The organism is Pseudomonas sp. F220 (assembly GCF_057813935.1).
In genome coordinates, this window is sequence record NZ_JBVASJ010000002.1 from 279,261 (window position 1) to 301,522 (window position 22,262).

General features: G+C 54.1%; 16 protein-coding genes and 2 pseudogenes. 9 read left to right on the forward strand and 9 right to left on the reverse strand.

Annotated features, from left to right (window positions below):
• Positions 1 to 144 precede the first annotated feature (144 nt).
• From hsdR to ACZYSM_RS03180, 9 genes are all read left to right on the forward strand, one after another.
• Positions 145 to 2,511 carry an EcoAI/FtnUII family type I restriction enzme subunit R gene (gene hsdR, locus ACZYSM_RS03140; protein WP_489068757.1) on the forward strand — a complete coding sequence of 789 codons (2,367 nt, stop codon included), beginning with the start codon at positions 145 to 147 and terminating at the stop codon, positions 2,509 to 2,511.
• Positions 2,512 to 2,598: 87 nt separating this feature from the next.
• Positions 2,599 to 4,068 carry a type I restriction-modification system subunit M gene (locus ACZYSM_RS03145; protein WP_489068759.1) on the forward strand — a complete coding sequence of 490 codons (1,470 nt, stop codon included), beginning with the start codon at positions 2,599 to 2,601 and terminating at the stop codon, positions 4,066 to 4,068.
• The gene (locus ACZYSM_RS03150) at positions 4,065 to 5,777 is read left to right on the forward strand and encodes a restriction endonuclease subunit S (protein ID WP_489068761.1); all 1,713 of its coding nucleotides are present in this window, start codon (positions 4,065 to 4,067) and stop codon (positions 5,775 to 5,777) included. Before ACZYSM_RS03145 ends, ACZYSM_RS03150 begins: the two co-directional genes overlap by 4 nt.
• 9 nt (positions 5,778 to 5,786) lie before the next feature.
• Positions 5,787 to 7,688, forward strand: coding sequence for an AAA family ATPase (locus ACZYSM_RS03155; RefSeq protein ID WP_489068763.1), 1,902 nt, complete (start codon positions 5,787 to 5,789; stop codon positions 7,686 to 7,688).
• A 1,277-nt stretch (positions 7,689 to 8,965) separates the two neighbouring features.
• Positions 8,966 to 10,366 carry a YfjI family protein gene (locus ACZYSM_RS03160; RefSeq protein ID WP_489068765.1) on the forward strand — a complete coding sequence of 467 codons (1,401 nt, stop codon included), beginning with the start codon at positions 8,966 to 8,968 and terminating at the stop codon, positions 10,364 to 10,366.
• Positions 10,350 to 10,709: a hypothetical protein gene (locus tag ACZYSM_RS03165; protein ID WP_489068767.1), complete on the forward strand. Its 360-nt coding sequence runs from the start codon at positions 10,350 to 10,352 to the stop codon at positions 10,707 to 10,709. Before ACZYSM_RS03160 ends, ACZYSM_RS03165 begins: the two co-directional genes overlap by 17 nt.
• Positions 10,687 to 11,667, forward strand: coding sequence for an integrase domain-containing protein (locus tag ACZYSM_RS03170; protein WP_489068769.1), 981 nt, complete (start codon positions 10,687 to 10,689; stop codon positions 11,665 to 11,667). Before ACZYSM_RS03165 ends, ACZYSM_RS03170 begins: the two co-directional genes overlap by 23 nt.
• Entirely contained in the window at positions 11,664 to 11,921 is a 258-nt protein-coding gene (locus ACZYSM_RS03175; protein WP_489068771.1) for a hypothetical protein, read from the forward strand. The genes ACZYSM_RS03170 and ACZYSM_RS03175 overlap by 4 nt, the downstream gene beginning before the upstream one ends.
• 89 nt (positions 11,922 to 12,010) lie before the next feature.
• Positions 12,011 to 13,693, forward strand: a complete 1,683-nt coding sequence (locus ACZYSM_RS03180; RefSeq protein WP_489068773.1) for a reverse transcriptase domain-containing protein — start codon at positions 12,011 to 12,013, stop codon at positions 13,691 to 13,693.
• A gap of 227 nt (positions 13,694 to 13,920) precedes the next feature.
• On the opposite strand, the gene ACZYSM_RS03185 is transcribed toward ACZYSM_RS03180, so the two are convergent.
• From ACZYSM_RS03185 to ACZYSM_RS03225, 9 genes and pseudogenes are all read right to left on the reverse strand, one after another.
• Positions 13,921 to 15,042, reverse strand: coding sequence for a beta family protein (locus ACZYSM_RS03185; protein ID WP_489068775.1), 1,122 nt, complete (start codon positions 15,040 to 15,042; stop codon positions 13,921 to 13,923).
• Between the two features lie 10 nt (positions 15,043 to 15,052).
• Positions 15,053 to 16,264, reverse strand: coding sequence for an ImmA/IrrE family metallo-endopeptidase (locus ACZYSM_RS03190; RefSeq protein WP_489068776.1), 1,212 nt, complete (start codon positions 16,262 to 16,264; stop codon positions 15,053 to 15,055).
• A gap of 1,119 nt (positions 16,265 to 17,383) precedes the next feature.
• A pseudogene (locus ACZYSM_RS03195) lies at positions 17,384 to 17,689 on the reverse strand (ATP-binding protein); the annotation flags it as partial.
• 163 nt (positions 17,690 to 17,852) lie between these two features.
• Positions 17,853 to 18,016, reverse strand: a pseudogene (locus tag ACZYSM_RS03200) (IS3 family transposase); the annotation flags it as partial.
• Positions 17,940 to 18,188, reverse strand: a complete 249-nt coding sequence (locus tag ACZYSM_RS03205; RefSeq protein ID WP_489068918.1) for a hypothetical protein — start codon at positions 18,186 to 18,188, stop codon at positions 17,940 to 17,942. The gene ACZYSM_RS03205 and the pseudogene ACZYSM_RS03200, both read right to left, overlap by 77 nt.
• Before the next feature lie 167 nt (positions 18,189 to 18,355).
• On the reverse strand, positions 18,356 to 19,327 hold the full coding sequence (locus ACZYSM_RS03210) for a peptide ABC transporter ATP-binding protein (RefSeq protein WP_489068777.1): 972 nt from the start codon (positions 19,325 to 19,327) through the stop codon (positions 18,356 to 18,358).
• Positions 19,327 to 20,295, reverse strand: a complete 969-nt coding sequence (locus ACZYSM_RS03215) for an ABC transporter ATP-binding protein (RefSeq protein ID WP_489068779.1) — start codon at positions 20,293 to 20,295, stop codon at positions 19,327 to 19,329. Before ACZYSM_RS03215 ends, ACZYSM_RS03210 begins: the two co-directional genes overlap by 1 nt.
• Positions 20,296 to 20,305: 10 nt before the next feature.
• Positions 20,306 to 21,232: an ABC transporter permease subunit gene (locus ACZYSM_RS03220; protein WP_489068781.1), complete on the reverse strand. Its 927-nt coding sequence runs from the start codon at positions 21,230 to 21,232 to the stop codon at positions 20,306 to 20,308.
• Between the two features lie 11 nt (positions 21,233 to 21,243).
• Positions 21,244 to 22,254 carry an ABC transporter permease subunit gene (locus ACZYSM_RS03225; RefSeq protein ID WP_489068783.1) on the reverse strand — a complete coding sequence of 337 codons (1,011 nt, stop codon included), beginning with the start codon at positions 22,252 to 22,254 and terminating at the stop codon, positions 21,244 to 21,246.
• Positions 22,255 to 22,262: the final 8 nt, after the last annotated feature.

The following is a 22,262-nucleotide window of genomic DNA, read 5'->3' on the forward strand; positions in this document are numbered from 1 at the left end:
CGCCGAGCACCTCGCATTCTGCGGAGCAAACGGTCAGTAACAAAATACGTAATGAATGCTAAACGAGGTACATTTACGCCCAACAAGCACGATCAGCAGTGCCGGGATGTCGCAACCATGCCGGCGTGACAGGGAATTGGGGTTATGGACAAAAAGTCGCTTTCCGAAAGGGACATCTGCAGTAAGTACATCGCTCCGGCCGTCCAGCAAGCTGGCTGGGATATGCATAAGCAGGTGCGCGAGGAAGTCGGCTTTACCAAGGGGCGCATCATCGTCCGGGGCAAGCTGCATAGCCGTGGCGAATCCCGCCGAGCCGATTTCATCCTTTACCACCAGGCCAATCTGCCGCTTGCGGTAATCGAGGCGAAGGACAACAAGCATTCCGTTGGCTCAGGTATGCAGCAGGCGCTAGGTTATGCCGAAGCGCTGGACGTGCCGTTCGTGTTCTCCAGCAATGGCGATGGTTTTCTTTTCCATGACCGCAGCGGAACCGGCAAGCAGGTAGAGACCGAACTTCGCCTTGACCAATTCCCCAGCCCCGGCGAGCTCTGGCAACGGTACTGCCAGTGGAAGGGCTTGGACGACCAAGCCCAACACAAGATCGAAGCGCCCTACTATGACGACGGTTCCGGGCGTATGCCGCGCTACTACCAGATGAACGCTATCAACCGTACGGTTGAGGCTGTAGCACGCGGGCAAAATCGCATACTGTTGGTCATGGCCACCGGCACTGGCAAGACCTACACCGCCTTCCAGATCATCTGGCGGCTGTGGAAGTCGAAGCAGAAGAAACGCATCCTGTTCCTCGCCGATCGCAACATTCTGGTGGACCAAACCAAGAACAACGACTTCAAGCCCTTCGGGCAGGCGATGACAAAAATCGCCAAACGCCAGATCGATACCTCCTACGAGATTTATTTGTCGCTCTATCAGGCCGTCACTGGCACTGAAGAAGAGATGAACACCTACAAGCAGTTCTCCCGCGACTTCTTCGACCTGATCGTGATCGACGAATGCCACCGTGGCAGCGCCGCCGAGGATTCCGCCTGGCGTGAAATCCTCGACTACTTCTCCAATGCCACCCACGTCGGCCTCACCGCCACACCGAAAGAAACCAAAGAGGTATCTAGCATTACCTACTTCGGTGAGCCGATTTATAGCTACACCTTGAAGCAAGGCATCGAAGACGGCTTCCTCGCGCCCTACAAAGTGGTGCGCATTGACTTCGATAAAGATCTACAAGGCTGGCGTCCGCCCAAAGGCATGCTCGACAAAAACGGCGAGCTGATCGAAGACCGTATTTACAACCTTAAAGATATGGACCGCACGCTGGTTATCGAGGCGCGCACCCAACTGGTGGCGCAAAAAGTTACCGAGCTCCTCAAGGCCACCGATCCGTTTCAGAAAACTATCGTCTTCTGCGACGACATCAACCACGCCGAGCGCATGCGCCAGGCCCTGGTCAACCTCAACCCCGAGCGTGTGGCCGAAAATCGAAAGTACGTCATGCGCATCACTGGGGATGACCAGGAAGGCAAGGCCGAGCTGGATAACTTCATCAACCCGGAAGAACGCTACCCGGTTATCGCCACGACCAGCAAGCTGATGACCACCGGGGTCGATGCCCAGACCTGCAAGCTGATCGTGCTCGACCAGCACATCAAATCGATGACCGAGTTCAAGCAAATCATCGGTCGCGGCACCCGCATCAATGAGGATTTCGGGAAGTACTGGTTCACCATCATGGACTTCAAAAAGGCCACCGAGCTATTTGCCGACCCGGCCTTCGACGGCGAGCCGGTGGTGATCTACGCGCCAGAAGGTGAGGACTCCCCCGTGCCGCCAGATGACACGCTAGCCGATGAAGACGGCATCATCGCCGGTCCGGACACCGAGGAAGATAATTCGGAATTCACCGGTGAGGATGGCGACAAGAAGCGTATCAAGTACGTCATCGACAACATCCCGATCTACGTCATTGCTGAGCGCGTTCAGTATTACGGCCCGGATGGCCGGCTAATCACCGAGTCGCTGCACGACTACACCCGCGCCTGCGTGCAAAAGCAGTTCGCCTCGCTGGATGACTTCCTGCGCCGCTGGAGTGATGCCGAGCAGAAGAAGGCCATCATTGAGGAGATGGCCATTCAGGGAGTGATGTGGGAAGCCCTGGCAGAGGAAGTGGATAAGAAACAAGGTAAAACTCTCGATCCGTTCGACCTGATCTGCCATGTAGCCTTTGATCAGCCCGCCCTCTCACGTCGCGAGCGAGCCGAGCAGGTAAAAAAACGCAACTATTTCGCCAAGTATTCTGGCGCAGCCCGCCAGGTGCTGGAGGCGTTGCTGGATAAATACGCCGATACCGGTATCGAGCATATAGAGGACATCAAAATCCTCCAGCTTGACCCGTTCAGCCAGATCGGCGCCCCCATTGAGTTGGTCAAAGCCTTTGGTGGCAAGGCAGGTTACAGCAAGGCCGTCCATGAGCTCGGCGACGAGCTTTACGCAAGCTAAAGACCAAGCACCGACGACATGCCAAAGCAGCTATCCACACTATCCGGTAGAATTTCGCCCCCTTGCGGTATGCGTTGAGAGAACTTCATGTCCATTAGCTCCACCATCAAGTCCATCCAGGACATCATGCGCAAAGACGTTGGCGTCGACGGCGACGCCCAGCGCATCGGCCAGTTGGTCTGGCTGCTGTTCCTCAAGATCTTCGATGATCGAGAGCTGGAATGGGAATTGATGAACGACAGCTACCGCTCGCCGATCCCCGAGAGCTGTCGTTGGCGCACCTGGGCCGCCGACCCGGAAGGCATGACCGGCGATGCGCTGAAAGACTTTATCGACAACAACCTGTTCCCGCAGCTGCAGAACCTGCACGAGTACAGCAACACGCCATCGGCCTTCGTAGTGCGCAGCGTGTTCGAAGACGCCTACAACTACATGAAGTCCGGCCAACTGCTGCGCCAAGTGATCAACAAAATTCAGGAAGGCGTGGACTTCAACAAAGCTCAGGAACGCCATGAGTTCGGCAACCTCTACGAGCAACTGCTGCGCGACCTGCAGAACGCCGGTAACGCGGGCGAGTTCTACACCCCACGCCCAGTCACCGAGTTTATGGTGAGCATGGTCGATCCGAAGTTGGACGAAAAGGTCATGGACCCGGCCTGCGGCACCGGCGGCTTCCTCACCTGTGCCATTGAACACAAGCGCAGCCGCTATGTAAAAACCGCCGAAGACGAACGCACCCTACAGGCCAGTATCTTTGGCGTGGAGAAAAAGCCGCTGCCGCACTTGCTGGCCACTACCAACATGATCCTGCACGGCATTGAGGTGCCCAACCAGATCCGCCACGACAACACTCTGAGTAGACCTCTGATCAGTTGGGGCCCGAGCGAGCGTGTGCACTGCATTGTCGCTAACCCGCCGTTCGGCGGCATGGAAGAAGACGGCATCGAAACCAACTTCCCCGCTACCTTCCGCACCCGCGAGACTGCCGACTTATTTCTGGTGCTGATCATGCACTTGCTCAAGGACGGCGGCCGCGCCGCAGTGGTGCTGCCCGATGGCTTCCTGTTCGGCGAAGGCATCAAAAGCCGCATCAAAGAAAAGCTGCTGACGGAGTGCAACTTGCACACCATCGTTCGCCTACCTAACGGCGTGTTCAGCCCCTACACCGGCATCAAGACCAACCTGCTGTTTTTCACCAAAGGCACGCCGACAAAACAAGTGTGGTTCTACGAACACCAATACCCGGCCGGGGTGAAGAACTACTCCAAGACCCGCCCCATGCGTATCGAAGAGTTCGCCGTGGAGCAAGACTGGTGGGGCAGCGAAACCGATGGCTTTGCCGCGCGGGTGGAAAACCAATTCGCCTGGAAGGTCAGCGTCGAAGAGCTTCAAGCACGCAATTGGAACCTCGACTGCAAAAACCCGCATATCAGCGAACAGATCAGCCACGACCCGGACAAACTGCTGCGCAGCTACGCCGCCCTGCAAGGCGAAATCAGCGACCTGCGTGATCAGCTCAAAGCGGTATTGGCCGAAGCGCTGGAGCGTCAGGCATGACCGCGTTGCTCACGGACAACCTGCCGCTGCTGGCCGGCGCGCCGAATGGCATTAAGAAGCTGCGCGAGCTGATTCTGGAACTGGCGGTGCGCGGCAAGCTGGTGCCGCAAGATCCAAGTGATGAGCCGGCCAGTGAATTGCTAAAGCGGATTGCGGCGGAGAAGGCGCGGTTGGTGGCTGAGGGGAAGCTCAAGAAGCAGAAGCCGCTGGCTGAGATTACTAATGAGGAAAGGCCGTTTGAGCTACCGGCAGGATGGGAGTGGTCCCAGCTCGGGAGGATTTCTAGTGATGTTCAATATGGCTTCACTGCATCCGCTAATCACCAAAGCGGAGAGCCCTTACTTCTCAGGATCACTGACATCCAAAATGATGGGGTCAACTGGGATACCGTTCCTGGGTGTGAAATTTCTCCGAGCGAAATTGCCGGTTATGAGCTGAAAAATGGCGATATCGTTATTGCTCGAACAGGAGGGACCATTGGTAAGTCGTATCTTGTCTCAGGGCTTACCCATTCAGCTGTGTTTGCCTCATATTTGATCCGAATTGGCCGCCTTGACGCTATGTACCCTGACTTCACGAAGGTATTTTTGGGTTCTCAGTTTTATTGGAAGCAGCTTTATGCCAACTCAATGGGCACCGGGCAACCAAATGTAAACGGAACCGCGCTAAAAGGGCTGTTAATCCCGCTCGCCCCCATGGAGGAACAACACCGCATCGTTGCCAAAGTTGATGAGCTGATGGCCCTTTGCGACCGCCTGGAAGCCCAGCAGACCGACGCCGAAAGCGCCCACTCCCTACTGGTGCAGGCGCTGCTAGACAACCTGACCCAAACCAGCGACCCCACCGACTTCGCCGCTAACTGGCAACGCCTGGCCGAACACTTCCACACCCTATTCACCACCGAATCCAGCATCGACGCCCTCAAACAAACCCTGCTACAACTGGCCGTGATGGGCAAACTGGTGCAGCAAGACCCCGACGATGAACCCGCCAGTGAGTTGCTGAGGCGGATTGCCGTGGAAAAGTCGCGCTTGGTGGCTCAGGGTAAGGTCAAGAAGCAGAAGCCGCGGGCAGAAATTGGCGAAGAAGAAAAGCCATTCGAACTACCGAAGAATTGGGTTTGGAGCCGACTAGGTAGCCAGGTTATCGACAGTGGAGCAGGCTGGAGTCCAAGCTGTGAATCGAGGCCCCGAGAGGGCCTCGAATGGGGAGTACTGAAGGTTAGTGCCGTGTCGTGGGGTGCTTACAACTCCGAGGAAAACAAGGCGCTGCCCGCAAATTTAGAAGCTCGCCCCGAGCATGAGGTTGCTGAGGGTGACTTTCTTGTCTCCCGCGCAAACACAGCAGCGCTTGTGGCGCGAAGCGTCGTGGTAGAGAAGACACCAAGCCGACTGATGCTAAGTGACAAGATCGTACGACTCAAGTTGACTGACCGGTGCGATCGGCGTTATGTAAATCTAGTCAACAGTGCACCACATGCACGCCAGTACTACGCGCAGGTAGCCGGTGGTACCAGCAGCTCCATGAAAAATGTGTCACGCGAACAGATTCTGAACTTGCCAATTGCGCTCCCTCCGCTCGCCGAACAACAACGTATCGTCGCTAAAGTTGATCAGCTAATGCATCTATGTAACACCTTCAAGCAACAGATAACTGCAGCCAACGGCAAGCAGACCGAGCTGCTCAGCGTCTTAATGGCTGAGGTGTAGGAGATTCACATGCGCCTAAAGTCACTCTCGATCGGTCATTACAAAAACCTTAAGAATTTCAGCCTAAGCTTTGACGGTAGTAGTTTCATTGATGTGTTTGTTGGAAAAAACGGCAGTGGCAAGTCAAACTTATTCGAAGCACTACTAGAAATTTTTCGCCATCTCTACGAATATGGCAGGGAAAAGACAGAGCCTAAATTCGACTTCTCCATCAATTATGAAGTTAACGGAATTGCCACAGATATTACTTGGGAGGCAGGCAGGCTGACCATTAACGGCCGAGAGCGCACAACCATCGGAGAAACACTGCTGCCAGACAATGTATTGATCTACTATTCCGGTCATAATGACATCGTTTCAGGCGTGGTAAATGACTACGAAGATGCTTTCAGAAAGCGAATCAAAAATGCTGACTTTAATGAAAGCCGCCGCTTTATCGGAATAGGTCCCGAATACAAAGCTCTCCTGCTAGCGGTGCTGCTGATGCAAAAACCAGACAACAAAGCTCAGCAATTCATCTGTGAAAAGCTCGGCATAGCCACGCTCGGAATCACGAAACCTGGGGGACGGGGACTTACTCAACCCGTAGTCAGACTTGAACTCAAGCGCCCGGTGTACGCAAAGGGCATCAGCTACAACATCGAAAACAATGATGAGAGTGACCGGTACTGGAAGCCGGCAGGGATTACCAAAACGTTCCTTGAGCGCTTAACCAAGTGTGTTAGTCAAGAACCTAGCGAGATGGCGTTAGCCGAAGGCTATTTTTCCTCGGACGATCGCTACACTCTATATTTCGATATTGCCAAGATTCAACGGGAGTTTGACGACGTTAGTGCTCAGGAATTTTTCCGTCAGCTCGACAATCTAAAAACACTTGGAATGCTAGCGGATATCGCAATACCACTCCAACTCCACAACGGCCTGGACGCCAGCATTGCGAACTTCAGTGATGGCCAGTTCCAGTCGGTCTATATTTATTCCATCGTCGAGCTGTTCAAAGACCGAAACTGCCTCACCTTCTTGGATGAACCCGATTCGTTTCTACATCCTGAATGGCAGTTCGAGTTCTTGAAGCAAGTGATAGAAATCACTGACACTGCGGCTAAAAATAGCCATGTATTAATGAGCAGCCACAGCGCTTCGACCATCACGACCGCAAACGAAAATATCATAAATTTATTCGAGCTTGATGGCGACAAGGTTATAGTAAATAAAGTCAACAAAGCAGATGTCATCAAGTCACTCTCCGCCGGTCTCATTTCCTTCTCTGAGAGCGAGGCTCGCCTTAATATTCATCATGCTCTGAAAAGTACAACAGGCGCGGTTCTGTTTACCGAGGGCATAACCGATGAAATGATTCTGGAAACCGCATGGATGAAGTTGTACCCAGCACAGAAGTGCAGCTTTGGAATTCAGAATGCTTTCGACAGAATATTTCTGAGAAATTTATTTTCACGTGAGGAACTTGAAAAAAACTTCCCCGGCCGAATCATGTTTGCTCTTTTCGATTTTGATGAGGCTTATGATGATTGGAATGGTCTCAAAAAGGAATGTGACCTAGTTACTGACCCCCACAAAGGTTTGTCAAAGCAGCTCAAGTGTAAATCTCATTATGCTTTGCTGTTGCCAGTCCCTAATATTGAAATACTGAAACGGCAAGTTCTCGACCCAAAGGGAAAACCGTGGGGCAAAGGTGTGGACTCTCACCTGTCCATTGAGCTGCTTTTCTACAAGGAAGACCTACCTGATCAGTGGTTCCATAAAAAGGAAACTTCAGGCGGCGGTGAAATAATTGAATTCATTGGTGACAAGGTATCTTTTGCTAAGAATTTCGTACCTACATTGGATGCTGACTGCTTCGAACCCTTCCGTCCAGTCTTTGAATTTATCCAGTCAAAATGCGAAATTTAAGTAAATACTATTGTAGTTTTTTTGCTAATTGAGATTCGCGTCTGTGGCAGCGGACAGCTCTGACCACCCCGCGCCAGGAAACAGGGAATGCCAATCAAAACCGAAGTCTGGAGCGTTGGGCTAACGCCGACCTATTGCAGGAAACCATTCTGCCAAGCGAGCAGTTGCGGGAAGACATGATCGTCATGTACACCCCAACTGCTGTCGAATGAATGGATGCTGATCGGCTGCCAATAAAGCACCGGGCGGGCGAATCGATCTGCTGGCCATCGCACCGGATGGCGACAACTTCGTAATCCGTAACGTTCAGCATGACTGCGCTCCTCCAACCAAGCCCCTGCGCATGGGAAGGCTCTGCATTCCCATGCGCAGGGGCTCACATTTAAAAAGATAACGAACAGTTAATCGCGCATCCCCCACTACTCACGATTATCGTCCTTAGCTAGATGACCTTTTCATGGCGACAGCGGCGACACCGGCGACAAGCCACGCCCTGCCTGGCCTGGAGTGTGGCGACAAAAGTGGCGACAGTCGCCACTTTATAACCGACATCGGTTAAAGGCTTGACCACTTTTGTTCGCAGGTGTACGAGTGAATGCGCAAGCCGCTGTCATCGACAGCAACCCTTAGAGGTAGCCCGAACCTAAAAAGCTACGCCCCATGGTGGGTGGTTCTCCCCAAGTGCGATAAGCGTCCGGCAGCTCGCACGGTTACAGCCTTGGCTGTGATGGATGCCTATTACACATCAATGCCCTCCGAGGCATCTGCTCTCCACTTCGCTGCCCTGCAGCAACTCCACCGCTTGGCTCATTAATGCGCCAACTCGCGCCCGTCTCTTTCGTCTGGAAAGAGACGGGCGCATCTCACACTGCTGCAGCCCTGCTCGCATGGGGCTTTGCGGCATTCCCCCTCGTGACAATCGGCGTGACAAACACCGATGTCACCAGCAACAGCGATGCAGATGATGGTGCCGCAGCCCACGGAATGGACTGCACCTGACTGACAGTCAGGCATGCCCCGATCATCGCATCACTGCCTTCACCTGACTCAGGATCTCGCGGCACCGGTCTCGTCAGCCCGTGCAGCCTCCACCCGCCCACCGCTATCGGTGTTCAGGAGGCCAGATCATGAAATGCCCAAGCTCCCGGTAGTAAAGAGCCGTCAGTCCCGCGTGAGTGGACAAACCTCACAGGTCGCAGGGGCCTTGATCCCTGATAACACTCAACAACCGTGGCGGGACGAGTGAGGACGACGTCGATAATCCCAGGAGAATTGCGATGCAATCATGCGAAGCGTTCGAGCCACCACAACCGTTGCTGGAATACCAACAGGCGCCACTGCCCTACCCGGTCGAAGCATTGGGAGAATTGTTGAGCCCTGCAGTCGAACGACTGGCCGAGGTGATCGGCGTACCTTGCGCCATGGCGGCACAATCGGTGCTGGCCAGCGCTGCCCTGGTGAGCCAGGCTCATGCCAATGTTCAACTCGACGGCCGAACCTATCCGCTGTCCCTTTACCTACTGACGGTGGCGTCCTCGGGTGATCGCAAAAGCGCGGTGGATCAGCTGGCACTGAAGGCGGCGCGCAACTGGGAACGACAGCAGTGGACCCTGTATGCGGAAAAGCTCAAAGCCTACCGCACAGCCACCAGCATCATGGCCAAACCCAAGACCTCAAAGAAACACGCGGAAGCGGAAAACAATGAGCTATCAGAGCCGGTACCACCGAGACTGATCATCGCCGAGCCGACTATTGAGGCTCTGGTCAAAAGCCTGTGCCAGGGCTTACCCAGCATGGGGTTGTTCAATGATGAAGGGGGCCAGTTCTTGGGCAGCAGCACCATGAGCAAAGAGAACCTGCTCAAGGCGATTACCACCTTATCGACCCTATGGGATGGCAGCCCGATCGACCGGGCGCGCTCCATGGCCGGAGAAAGCCTGCGTGCCTATGACCGCCGCCTCAGCCTGCATCTGATGCTACAGCCCTATCTGGCCAACCAGTTGTTCAAAGACCCGGTAATCAATGGTCAAGGCATCCTCGGCCGTTGCCTGATCAGTTGGCCCGAGCGCCTGGCCGGCCAGCGGCTCTACAAGGCAATCGACCTGACCCGAGATGCCAAGGTCCAGCGCTACCAACAGCGGATCACCGCCCTGCTGCAAAAGCCCTGGTCACTTCACCAGGATGGATCACTCAATCCCGCCACACTGGAGCTGACGGCCCGTGCCCGCCGAGTCTGGATCGATATTCACGACACCATCGAATGTCAGTCTGGTGAGTTTGGTGAACTGGCCGGCATCCAGCCTGTCGCAGGCAAAGCGGCGGCGAATGTACTGCGTATCGCAGGTGTGCTGGCCTTGGTTGAGGAGGCCAGTGTCTTGGAGGAAGCACACATCCAGCGCGCCTCCACGCTGATGGATTATTACCTGGCTGAGATCCAGCGCCTGACCGAACAGGAGCCGGTCAATAGCCGACGCGAAGAGGCGGATCGGCTGCTGCGCTGGCTGGTGCAGAAAGGTTGGAGCCAGTTCACAGTCCGCGACGTCAGTCGCAACGGCCCTCGCTTTGCCCGCAAAAGCAGCCGCCATACCGCCATTTTATTCGTCGAACTGATCACTTCTCGCTGGCTGACCAGCCGCGACGGCACCACATTCGAGGTACGCCATGTTCCGCCTCAATGACGCGGTGCGCCGCTACCAAGCGCAGCATCATTCGCAACCTGAATCGCGGCGTGTCGCCGCCTCTGTCGCCACCTTGTCGCCACGCGCCAGGCCAGAAACCACGCGGGTTGTCGCCACTGTCGCCGCTGTCGCCACACCACCACTTGATCCTGCCCACATCGCCTTGCTGCTCGAACAGCTGCGCGAGGAAGGGGCACTGCTGCTGCACCACGAGAATGCCCTTCTGATCCGTCCTACACACTGGCAGCAGGTGGACAGGCTCAGTCCCCACTGGAAAGCCTTGCTGCTCTTTCTGCAAACGAACGAAAACGGAGATGACGATGGCCCTGGTCGGTCGGCGTGAGGGTCGCAACTTTGGCTATGGCCGCCAGCTGAGTTACGCCGGCCCACAAGCGCTCAAGGATCTGTTCGGCGGCGGCCACTTCGCCACGGTCAAAGCGCATAGCGATCGCTGGCAAGCGTTCGTGCGTTGGTGTCGGTCAGAGGACGGCCCCGGTTACAACGATGCGCGCCAGATTGATCGACAGACGCTGCAAGACTACGCCACATATCTGCGCCAGCAGATCCAGCAAGGCGAACTCGGCATCGCTACTGCGCAGAACCGCCTGAGCAGCGTCAACCGCGCCCTCGCGGCGCTACGCGGTGATCAGGACGTGAGGATCGCAAGTCCGAGCCAGGCTTTGGGACGGCATCGCTCAACCCTTCGCGCCAGCGCACCAGACGGCCAGGATCGTCAGCAAGTGCAACGTGTGATGCAGGAACTCACGGAGTGCCACTATGGGCGTGTAGCCGCGATTGCGTTGTTGGCAAGAGAGACCGGAATGCGTCTGCGCGAAGCTATTCTCGCTGACCTACCGCGCTTGCAACGCGAGGCCCACCGGCTGGGCCGCATCAACATCCAGGACGGAACCAAGGGTGGCCGCTCAGGTGCCTTTGCGCCCCGTTGGATCGACATCACGGCGGAGGCAAAGGCAGCACTGCAATTAGCAGTAAGCGTCTCCCCAAGTGGTAGCCGCAATATACTGGCTCGAGACGAAAGCTACGCTGCTTTTCTAAGACAAGTCGTGCGGCCAGCCCGAGATATCCTCCATGAGTACGGCATGAAAGGGTTACACGAGCTTCGAGCTTCGTTCGCCTGCGAACGCTACGAACAACTTACCGGACACGCTGCACCGGTCAATGGTGGGCACTGCTATCGCATCGACCGTGAACTGGATCGACAGGCGCGTCTGCAGATCAGCTATGAGCTCGGACACCATAGAATCGATGTGGTGTCCGCATACATTGGCGGCCGGTCATGAGCCGACCGTTTGATATGTCTTTGTTCCTGAGGGGTGTCCTGACTGGCTCGATGGCCACACAGCAACGACACCTGCGGCAAGCTCTAATCATGCAAGCGGCCATCCGACAGAGATGGCACCACGATACCCCCTGGACCTGGCAGCACAAGCATGTGTGCTGGTTCCTAGTTCACCACCTGAGGCATCGTTCTGAGGCGACCCGATACTACTATCGACTTACCGCCCAATTGATCCGGAAACGGTTAGGTAAATGATTATTGTTGGGATGGCGCCCGCCAAACATCCCAAGCGGCTCCAGCCAAAACGCTCTAATGATGTCAAAATGACTTGACGGAATCTCAATGTGGTGCTCGAATCTTGGGATGCCTTCAGGAGGCGAGCGGGTGCCCTTGTACTCTGGGATGCACCTAGAGAGATGGACGTTGGCGAGATAAAGCTTATTGCCAACGAATCTAGCGACTTACTTTTACGTGGTTGCGCCCGTGGACAGCCCGACTTCGGTCGGGCTTTTTTATGGAGAAAAGTCATGAGTCTGGAAAAAAAGTTAATTGACCTTATAGATTTCGAAGGACTAAAACTTACCGACAGGCAACACGCCTATCACAATGCACTTCATCTGGAACATGAGAGGAAGAGCAGACGGCTGTCCAGCCCAGGAGTCAAGGATGTAAAGACGCCTGCATATTGGATCAAAGACAAAAAATTCAATCCATTCTATGTCCGAAAACACAAAAAACAAATCGCGCATTCAATTGCAAAAAAAATCATTGCAGGCACCTACACTCCAAACAAACCTGAAATAAAGAAAATCCCAAAATCTTCTGGCGGCACCCGATCGGTAACTATTTACCAAATTCCTGACGCCGCCGTCTCCAGAATGATATATGAGCAACTCATCAGAAAAAATAAACATCGTTTTAGTTCATTCTCATATGCCTATCGCAACGACAGAAATGTTCACTTTGCAATACAAGACATCGGCATTGAACTAGCTCAAAACTCTAGAATATATGTAGCCGAATTTGACTTTTCTAAATTCTTCGACAGCATCGACCACAAATATTTATTTGAGCAGTTCTCAAATAACGGCTTTTTAATAAGCACCCCCGAAAAGCAAATAATAAAATCTTTCTTAGGCGAGGACGGAAAAGGTATTCCCCAAGGCACATCGATTTCATTATTCCTAGCCAACCTAGTCTGCTGGCGATTAGACCGCGAACTTGAGCAGGCAGGCCTGCGATTTGCGAGATATGCCGACGACACCATCATCTGGTCAACAGACTATGATCGAATCAGCAAAGCCTCTCAAATCATAAACGACTTCTCTTTTGACACCGGCGTAGCCATAAACTCCGAAAAATCTAAAGGCATAAGGTTACTTTGCGAACAAAAGATGAAAGTCGAAATGGAAAGTACTCACTTTATAGATTTTCTGGGGTATTCCATATCAACCAAAAACATTTCAATCAAGAAGTCATCCGAAAATAAAATAAAGAGACAAATCAGCTACATTTTATACAAACACCTAATTCAACCTTTGAGAGGGACAAAGCTCGCAGCTCTGAAAATCCCGGCCAACAACAAGGATGAAAATCTCGTAAGTGCCATTATGGAGATCAGAAGATATCTCTACGGGGACCTTACGGACCAAATGATTGCAAATTACATAAACGGAGTGAGCAATCGAATATTCTTCAAGGGCATCATGAGCTTCTACCCATTAATCAATGACGAGAACCAGCTGAAGGAGCTAGATGGCTGGCTGGTTACGGCAGTTTATAAGGGAGTAAACATTCGCGGAAAATTGTTAAAAGCCTGGGGATATAACCGCGACCACAACTTCCCGTTCAATGTTAGCCATGGCGAAATTATCACCGAATTCAGAAAACAAAAAATTCACGGCAAAAAACTTCTAAAACTCCCTAGCTTCTATTTCATCTACCAGGCGCTCAGCAAGGGGCTGACGGATTTTGGTGTTGAAGGGGTTATGAACCCAACATCGAACACTTATAACTACTACACATAGATTCGTCCTTTTCTCAGTCAACAGTAGCGCGTAAGCTGCAGTTAATTGGAGAGTCGTCTACCAATAGGTGCGTGAGGGTGCTACCCCACGCCATTCTAGACCGTCGTCTGGCAAGCGGCTGACCGCCTGGACGTCAGTTCTAGCAGGACGGTAACCCACTTTCCAGAAAGTACCGTCTGGCTTGAAAGAGCTCCTCCACCCATATGATTCTGCAAGGAACATACAAGCTAAACACGAGCAGAAATAGCAGCTAGCTGCGTCGTAAACTCAAATATCTCGGCCGCTACCGATTTAATATGATGATTAGTATCGAATGATATCCAATTTGTGGAGCTACCAGTAATCCCTCCCAAGCTACATTCCATTATCTTCAAATCACCCCAGCTAAACTCAGGCTTTCTGTAGTGAACGGAGTTGACAATCACTCTCGATAGTTTTTGACTCTGAGCATAGCCATCTTCACCCTGTACCGAGTGCCCTCGAGCAATAAAGAAGGCATTACTTATGGTATACCGGATTTTCACATTCATATTGGTAGCAATGATATCGGACGCTCGCGGATTCCGTATCCCATAATCACCAAAATACAATGATGCGCTAGGGTTAGCCGACATAAAGCCTTTCCACACAATCATTTCTTTTCTTTGCACCAGCCCAGTAGAGTCTCGTTCTTTCACTGCTTTTTCAATTGAGTCAGGAATTGAACTGGCGCTCATGATTATGTAATCGAACCCTAAACCTTTCATGTGCCCATAAGCAGTTTCCACAATTTCCATCACTTCTTGCACAGGCAACCTGGTCACGTCACCAATATCGACAAGCACCGGAGTACTCGCTTCATTCAAACCTGCACTGGCAACCATGTCTTCAATGATTTCATCTAAGTGATCCAAGTCACCAAAATCTTCAATTGCTATGCTATCCAACCTGATACAAAAAAACGCTTTTTCAGGCAAGACCATATTTTTTATGGTTTCTTGGTATTCAATCGATTCCCACCGATCATAACCAATGACTGGGCATACGATGACGCCTAACTCACTTAGTGCGGAGCAAACATAGCTTAAAACCTGCTCCCCTCCCTCAGTGGCAAAGCCAACAGGCCACTGAGAAGCGTCCAATATCACGTGCTTTCCTTTGAACACTGCGGCGATACTCTGCGCACGCTTATCAAGATAGTCTTCGTAAGGCGTGCTGCTTCGTTTACGCGCACGTTCGAGATCAGTTCCGTCCAGCTTGGTCACTTCAAATATAGGTGTGCAACGAGCGATGGTCGATGCATCCAGACGCTTGAGAGCTTCCATTTCCCCGGCCTTCGCACGAACAATTGGAAAATACTGTGTATTCATAATTAACACCTCAGAGGTTTTCAAGTTGAACTCGGACCAATCCCTGGCCTATAAGATCTGAAAACTGATTATAGTTCCCTACTTCTTTCCTAACACGCCCTGCGACTATGGCCGGATGTATATTTAGCTCCTTAGCAAGCTCAACAATAGTTTCCTTACTGGGTTTTAAGTACGCATCAGTACGCTTCCATATAGATCGCGGTATGAACGCATCTCTAGCAATTCTATTCGCCTCAGACTCACGCTTATCCGTACTCGCATGTTCCAAGTCATCCAGAATAGCTTCACTGGTATCATCGATATGTTTCCACACATGAACCAGCTCATGCACTAACGTAAACCAAAAATTATCAACTCTGTCATAGCGAAGCGTGAGAGCAATTATGGGCGTCCCATCTAAATCTTTTAGAGCTGCTCCATCAAGCATCGTCCCTTTTAACTGCGGTTCTATAACCACTGCAATGCCATGCTGCTTGAGAAACTCGATGGCCAATCTTGGCCCTTCCTCGAACCTACTAAATTGCACTACCTGCTTGATAAAACCGTCTCCAACTTTCGACTTCTCATAAGCTGGCAACTGGCTTTTTATTTCCCTAGTCCTTTGAATAACTCTTGCAAGCCAAGCATAAAGCGCGTAACTCGTGGTAGGCGTAGGCGAGTCGCCTGACAATGTGCGTCGAAAGGAAGCGCCACCTTCCTGCAAACCCATATCTACTATAAAGCCCTGAACAATTTCCTCGACGGTTTTTTTCGCCTTGCTCGTGATGCTATCTATCCATCCTCTAGCGACCATCTCCTTTACCGGAAACTTAGACCAATCAACGTTAGTTTTTTTTGGGCTGCTACCAACCTCGTCTAGCCCGACTAATGTATCAGCTGAAATTCCTAGACCAACGGCGAGCGCCCGAATCATCGGTACTGTAAGCGGTCGTTTTCGAGCAAGTATTTCGGAAACTCGACTTCTAGTTCCAAAATATGGAACTAAATCAGCCTGCTTCAATCCTTTCTCAGCCATTCTAAAAAGGATTGCATCAATCGGATCTGGAGCTTCAACCGGATATTTCTGCTTCTCGTAATCCTCAATCAGAATCGAGAGCAATTCAAGTCTGTCGCTTTCTTCTGTACCCAGTTTCGGAGAAGCAATTATTAGCGAATGCACCTCATTGAAGTATTCGAGGTACTGTTCCTCTGTTTTGATAATTTTCGGGATCAGAGTATTCATAATTTCTTCACTATTGCAGTGATAACAGCAATTCCTTGGGCAAATGCGACTTTCAATTCTAAAAATGTGCTCGATCCGCATACGGAGAAGAGAAAGGTGTCCTCGCCAGTAACGAGAGCATTCGGGTATTGCTCAAGCAGCTCACCAGGGACCTTCCATCTCGCATGGCCAATTTCGCTCACCCAGACGCAAATCCATTTGCGGATGTGTTCGCCTTCAACCTGTAGAGGGGGTAGTTTTTCTCTGCCTAGCAATCTCATGATCGTAGCTTTGTTCCCAATTTGGGAACAAAGCTACCTCGAGGCCTCGCCTGAGTCAAGCGGATATGTTCCCAATTTGGGAACGCTTGGTTTACGTGGCGCTGACGCCGACGCCGAATTGGCCCCATTCCCCAGGATGAGGCAGCCCCGGCCAAGCCAAAGCTTCAAAGGGCGAGACTGTAGAAAGTCAGGTGGGGCTGAGATATCTCTGCTCCTGGTACCGGCATCAATAGACAAGCGTGTGTTGAGGAGAGGTACTGGCTTCCTGCTGCCCTCGTTGCACTCAATCTCCCAATTGCCACCGGCCGATCTTCCCGCAAGCCGAGTGGCATGCTATGGATTGGCTCACCTCAATGCCTCTACCCGATATGGCTATTGGTCAACTGCAACGTCCTTTCAGCATGATCTAGTAGATCGGCGGCCTAGGGCTCCTACGAAAGATGAGAGAAGCACGTTGACCGAACGGTATTCCAGTTGGTATTCCAGAAAAAAATAAAAAAATAAAAAAATAAAATTATTAATAAATTCAAAAAGATAAAAGATCAATTCAACTTACCCCGGCCCACCAATTTGTCTTCCCAGGAAGACCCAGAAAAGCCGTAAAGCCTAGAGAAATCAACGCTTTACGGCTTTTTTGTTGCCCGCGTTTTCCCACCTCATCCCGGGACATCCCACGGTTGACGGGGGTGTTGGCGCTGATTGAAAACTGACCCCCCACCCTGCCGATTGAAAATTGACCCAGGGCGGATTGCTGATTTTTGCATCAGCAATTGTGGATAAGCTTAGCAGCAGTGTTCCGGTGACAGATGCATCAAGCCCCACCGCATGTAGGCATGCGGCAGGGTATTTCCGGTGCAGATCAAGACGGCTCATCGTCCTCTGTACCATCATCGTCCTTGCGCTTTCGTTCACGTGATTTGATCTTTGTCTGGGCGGCCAGGCTGCTGTGTTGCAAGCGGTAGGACTCGTTGCCCGTTTCGACGATGTGGCAGTGGTGTGTCAGCCGATCCAGCAACGCAGTGGTCATCTTGGCGTCGCCGAACACACTCGACCATTCCGAGAAGCTGAGGTTGGTCGTGATGGCCACGCTGGTGTGCTCGTACAGCTTGGACAGCAGGTGAAATAACAGTGCGCCACCGCTCTGGCTGAAGGGTAAATATCCAAGTAATACTGGTTGATTGTGATCGGCTCTCCTGACTCCCGGTCTCGTATATCGCCGACATTTATCCAGCGCTTATCGATTTCTTCAGCAGGAGAGGCTTTCTGGAAAAACACGATGTCAGTGGTTACTTCCGTCAACGCATTCTCTTTGAATGCAGTATTTGGCAGTCGGATAACTGATCAATCAGCGCATGCGCTCGTGTTCTTCCGACATCAAGAGCGCGGTAGCCTTTTTTAAAATGGATTTCTCCCGCTCAAGACGAGCGATCCGGGCTTCCAGCTCCTGGATTTTCTGCTGCTCGGGCGTCAGGGCTTTGTTCTGTACTGTCGTGATGGAAGCCTGCGCTGGTTCCCATTTCATTGCCCGCGAACTGGTTACCATCCTGCTTGCTCTGGTCCCAGGAAAGCAGCACGCTCTGCTGGCGGCCGTTGGCCTGCATCAGTTGCTGAAGCAGCCTGAACCAGACGTCGGGGTCGAGCACACACTCGTAGCAGATGCCCACCAGATCCTCTTACAGACTTTCCCTGTCGCTGGTCGTCTCTTTCGCCAGCTATATCGGTCCGGGATAATGGCTGACAGCCATTACGTGCGGAATTTGGCAAGGCATGAATAGGCGTCCGCCGGCTGGCGTGGGGGTGGACAAGGACGCGGCCTGTCAACCCCGGTGGCTCAGTCGTTGATGTCTTCCGCGTTGTGGCAGGCCACCTGACGGGCGTCCAGCAGGCGCTGCTCCGGCACCTCCACCTTGCAGCGCTCGGTGGCGTAGGGGCAGCGCTTGTGGAAAGCGCAGCCCGGCGGCGGGTTGAGTGGGTTAGGCAGTTCGCCGACGATCTTGATTTTCGGATTGTTGGGGTCCGGGTGAATGGTCGGGGTGGCCGACAGCAACGCCTGGGTGTACGGGTGCAGGGGACGCTCGTAGATGTCGTTCTTCGGACCGATTTCCACCGGGCGGCCGAGGTACATCACCATCACGTCATCGGCGACGTGTTGCACCACCGCCAGGTTGTGGGAGATGAACACGTAGGCGGTGTTGAACTCTTGCTGCAGGTCCATGAACAGGTTGAGCACCTGTGCCTGGATCGACACGTCCAGCGCCGAGGTCGGTTCGTCCGCGACCAGCACTTTCGGTTGCAGCATCATCGCGCGGGCGAGGGCGATCCGTTGGCGCTGACCGCCAGAGAACATGTGCGGGTAACGCTGATAATGCTCTGGGCGCAAACCCACTTGCTTCATCATCGCCTGCACTTTCTCGCGACGTTCCGAGGCGCTGAGGCTGGTGTTGATCAGCAACGGTTCGGCGAGTTGATCACCGACTTTCTGCCGAGGGTTCAACGAGGCGTACGGGCTCTGGAACACCATCTGCACGTCTTTGCGCAGTTGCTTGCGTTGAGCCTTGTCAGCACCGGCGACTTCCTGTCCGGCGATTTTCAAGGAACCGGAGGACGGCTCTTCGATCAGCGTCAGGGCGCGGGCCAGGGTGGATTTGCCGCAACCCGATTCGCCGACGACGGCGAGGGTCTTGCCGGCTTCCAGTTCGAACGACACACCGTTCAGGGCGCGCACGGTCGCATGGCCCTTGAACAGGCCACGGGACACTTCGTAGTGACGGGTGAGGTCGCGGGCGGTAAGTACGACGGCCATTACGCCACCTCCTGGTTCAGCGGGTAGAAGCAGCGGGCGAGGCTGTTGCTTTTCGGGTCGAGGGCCGGACGTTGCGCACGGCAGCTGTCTTGCACATACGGGCAGCGCGGCGACAACAGGCAACCTTGCGGACGGTCATAACGACCGGGAACGATGCCCGGCAGGGTCGACAGACGCGTGGCGCCGAGGCTGTGTTCCGGAATCGCCTTGAGCAGCGCTTCGCTGTACGGGTGCGCCGGAATGTCGAACAGTTGTGGCACCTGACCGACTTCGACCGCCTGGCCGGCGTACATCACGCACACGCGCTGGGCGGTTTCGGCCACGACGGCGAGGTCGTGGGTGATCAGCACCAGGCCCATGTTCTGCTCTTTCTGCAATGCCAGGAGCAGGTCCATGATCTGTGCCTGAATCGTTACGTCGAGGGCAGTGGTCGGTTCGTCGGCGATCAGCAGTTTCGGCTCGCCGGCAATCGCCATGGCGATTGCGACCCGTTGGCTCATACCGCCCGACAGTTGATGCGGATAAGCATCCATACGGCTGGCGGCACCCGGGATTTCGACCTTTTCCAGCAGTTCGATGGCGCGCTTGCGGGCGGCCTTGCTAGACAATTTGAGGTGCAGACGCAGCACTTCTTCGATCTGGAAGCCCACGGTGTAGCTCGGGTTCAGCGCGGTCATCGGGTCCTGGAAAACTATGGCCAGGTCTTTGCCGACGATTTGCCGACGCTGACGGTTGCTGAGCTTGAGCATGTTCTTGCCGTCGAAATTCAGCGCATCGGCAGTGACGATCCCCGGATGTTCGATCAGGCCCATCAGCGCCATCATGGTCACGGATTTACCCGAACCCGACTCGCCAACGATGGCCAGTACTTCACCCTTGTCCACGGAAATGTCGAGCCCGTCGACCACCGGAACGGCGTTCTTGTCGCCGAAGCGAACGTTGAGATTCTTGATTTCTAACAGTGACATTTGAATCTCCTCAGGCGGCGTTCTTGAGTTTCGGGTCCAGCGCATCGCGCAGGCCGTCGCCCATCAAGTTGATTGCCAGCACGCTGAGCAAAATGGTCAGGCCCGGCAGGCTTACCACCCACCAGGCGCGTTCGATGTAGTCGCGAGCCGAAGCCAGCATGGTGCCCCACTCAGGGGTTGGCGGTTGAACGCCAAGGCCGAGGAAGCCCAAAGCTGCGGCATCGAGAATCGCCGAGGAGAAGCTCAGGGTGGCCTGAACGATCAGCGGCGCCATGCAGTTGGGCAGCACGGTGATGAACATCAGGCGCGGCAGCGTTGCACCGGCCAAGCGCGCGGCGGTCACATAGTCGCGGTTCAGCTCGCCCATCACCGCAGCGCGGGTCAGACGAACATAGGACGGCAGGGACACCACGGCGATCGCGATCACGGTGTTGATCAGGCCAGGGCCAAGGATGGCGACGATCGCCACCGCCAGCAGCAGCGACGGCAGGGCCAGCATGATGTCCATCAGACGCATGATGGTCGGGCCAAGGATGCGCGGGAAGAACCCGGCTAACAGACCCAGCAGGATGCCCGGGATCAGCGACATGACCACCGACGACAAGCCGATCAGCAACGACAGGCGCGAACCCTGGATCAGGCGCGACAGCAAGTCGCGGCCCAGCTCATCGGTACCGAGCAGGAACTGCATCTGTCCACCTTCGAGCCAGGCCGGAGGGCTCAGCAGGAAGTCGCGGTATTGCTCGCTCGGGTTATGCGGCGCGACCCACGGGGCGAAGATGGCACAGAAAATCACCAGCAGCATGAACAGCAGGCCGGCGACGGCGCCTTTGTTCTTGGAAAACGCTTGCCAGAATTCTTTGTACGGCGACGGGTACAGCAGGCTTTGATCCACGGCGGAGGCGGTGGCGGCTACTGAGGAAATTGGAGTGCTCATTGGTATGGACCTCAGCGCTGATGACGGATGCGTGGGTTGGCAAAGCCGTAGAGGATGTCCACTACGAAGTTGACCAGAATCACCAGGCAGGCGATTAACAGGATGCCGTTTTGCACCACCGGATAGTCCCGGGCGCCAATGGCTTCGATCAGCCATTTACCGATGCCCGGCCAGGAGAAGATGGTTTCGGTCAGGACCGCACCGGCCAACAGGGTGCCGACTTGCAGGCCGACCACCGTCAGCACCGGAATCAGCGCGTTACGCAGACCGTGGACGAACACCACGCGCGATGGCGACAGGCCTTTGGCGCGGGCGGTGCGAATGTAGTCCTCACGCAGTACTTCGAGCATCGACGAACGGGTCATCCGCGCGATCACCGCCAGCGGGATGGTGCCGAGCACGATGGCCGGCAGGATCAGGTGATGCAGGGCATCGAAAAAGGCACTGACGTCATCGGCCAGCAACGTATCGATGAGCATGAAGCCGGTGCGCGGCTCGATGTCGTACAGCAGGTCGATCCGCCCGGACACCGGGGTCCAGCCCAGGGAAACCGAGAAGAACATGATGAGGATCAGGCCCCACCAGAAGATCGGCATCGAATACCCGGCCAGGGAGATACCCATGACCCCATGGTCGAACAGCGATCCTCGCTTCAGGGCCGCAATGACCCCGGCCAGTAACCCGAGGATGGCGGCGAACAGCATGGCGGCCGAAGCCAGCTCCAGGGTGGCGGGGAACAGGGTGGTGAACTCGGTCCACACGCTGGTGCGCGAGCGCAGGGATTCCCCGAGGTCGCCGTGGGCCAGCTTGCCGATGTAATCGAGGTACTGGGCGTACAGGGGTTTGTTCAGACCTAGGCGTTCCATTGCCTGAGCGTGCATTTCGGGATCGACCCTGCGTTCGCCCATCATGACTTCCACGGGGTCGCCAGGGATCATGCGAATCAACGCGAACGTCAGCAAGGTGATGCCGAAGAACGTGGGGATCAACAACCCCAGTCGGCGGGTAATAAAACTCAGCATTTGGGCGA

Bases quoted from the DNA above. Each gene is read 5' to 3' on its own strand.
- ACZYSM_RS03215 (WP_489068779.1), bottom strand. From the start codon at position 20,295: ATGTCACTGTTAGAAATCAAGAATCTCAACGTTCGCTTCGGCGACAAG.
- ACZYSM_RS03185 (WP_489068775.1), bottom strand. From the start codon at position 15,042: ATGAATACACAGTATTTTCCAATTGTTCGTGCGAAGGCCGGGGAAATG.
- ACZYSM_RS03150 (WP_489068761.1), top strand. From the start codon at position 4,065: ATGACCGCGTTGCTCACGGACAACCTGCCGCTGCTGGCCGGCGCGCCG.
- ACZYSM_RS03220 (WP_489068781.1), bottom strand. From the start codon at position 21,232: ATGAGCACTCCAATTTCCTCAGTAGCCGCCACCGCCTCCGCCGTGGAT.
- hsdR (WP_489068757.1), top strand. From the start codon at position 145: ATGGACAAAAAGTCGCTTTCCGAAAGGGACATCTGCAGTAAGTACATC.
- ACZYSM_RS03170 (WP_489068769.1), top strand. From the start codon at position 10,687: ATGGCCCTGGTCGGTCGGCGTGAGGGTCGCAACTTTGGCTATGGCCGC.
- ACZYSM_RS03190 (WP_489068776.1), bottom strand. From the start codon at position 16,264: ATGAATACTCTGATCCCGAAAATTATCAAAACAGAGGAACAGTACCTC.
- ACZYSM_RS03155 (WP_489068763.1), top strand. From the start codon at position 5,787: ATGCGCCTAAAGTCACTCTCGATCGGTCATTACAAAAACCTTAAGAAT.
- ACZYSM_RS03145 (WP_489068759.1), top strand. From the start codon at position 2,599: ATGTCCATTAGCTCCACCATCAAGTCCATCCAGGACATCATGCGCAAA.
- ACZYSM_RS03225 (WP_489068783.1), bottom strand. From the start codon at position 22,254: ATGCTGAGTTTTATTACCCGCCGACTGGGGTTGTTGATCCCCACGTTC.
- ACZYSM_RS03165 (WP_489068767.1), top strand. From the start codon at position 10,350: ATGTTCCGCCTCAATGACGCGGTGCGCCGCTACCAAGCGCAGCATCAT.
- ACZYSM_RS03210 (WP_489068777.1), bottom strand. From the start codon at position 19,327: ATGGCCGTCGTACTTACCGCCCGCGACCTCACCCGTCACTACGAAGTG.
- ACZYSM_RS03175 (WP_489068771.1), top strand. From the start codon at position 11,664: ATGAGCCGACCGTTTGATATGTCTTTGTTCCTGAGGGGTGTCCTGACT.
- ACZYSM_RS03160 (WP_489068765.1), top strand. From the start codon at position 8,966: ATGCAATCATGCGAAGCGTTCGAGCCACCACAACCGTTGCTGGAATAC.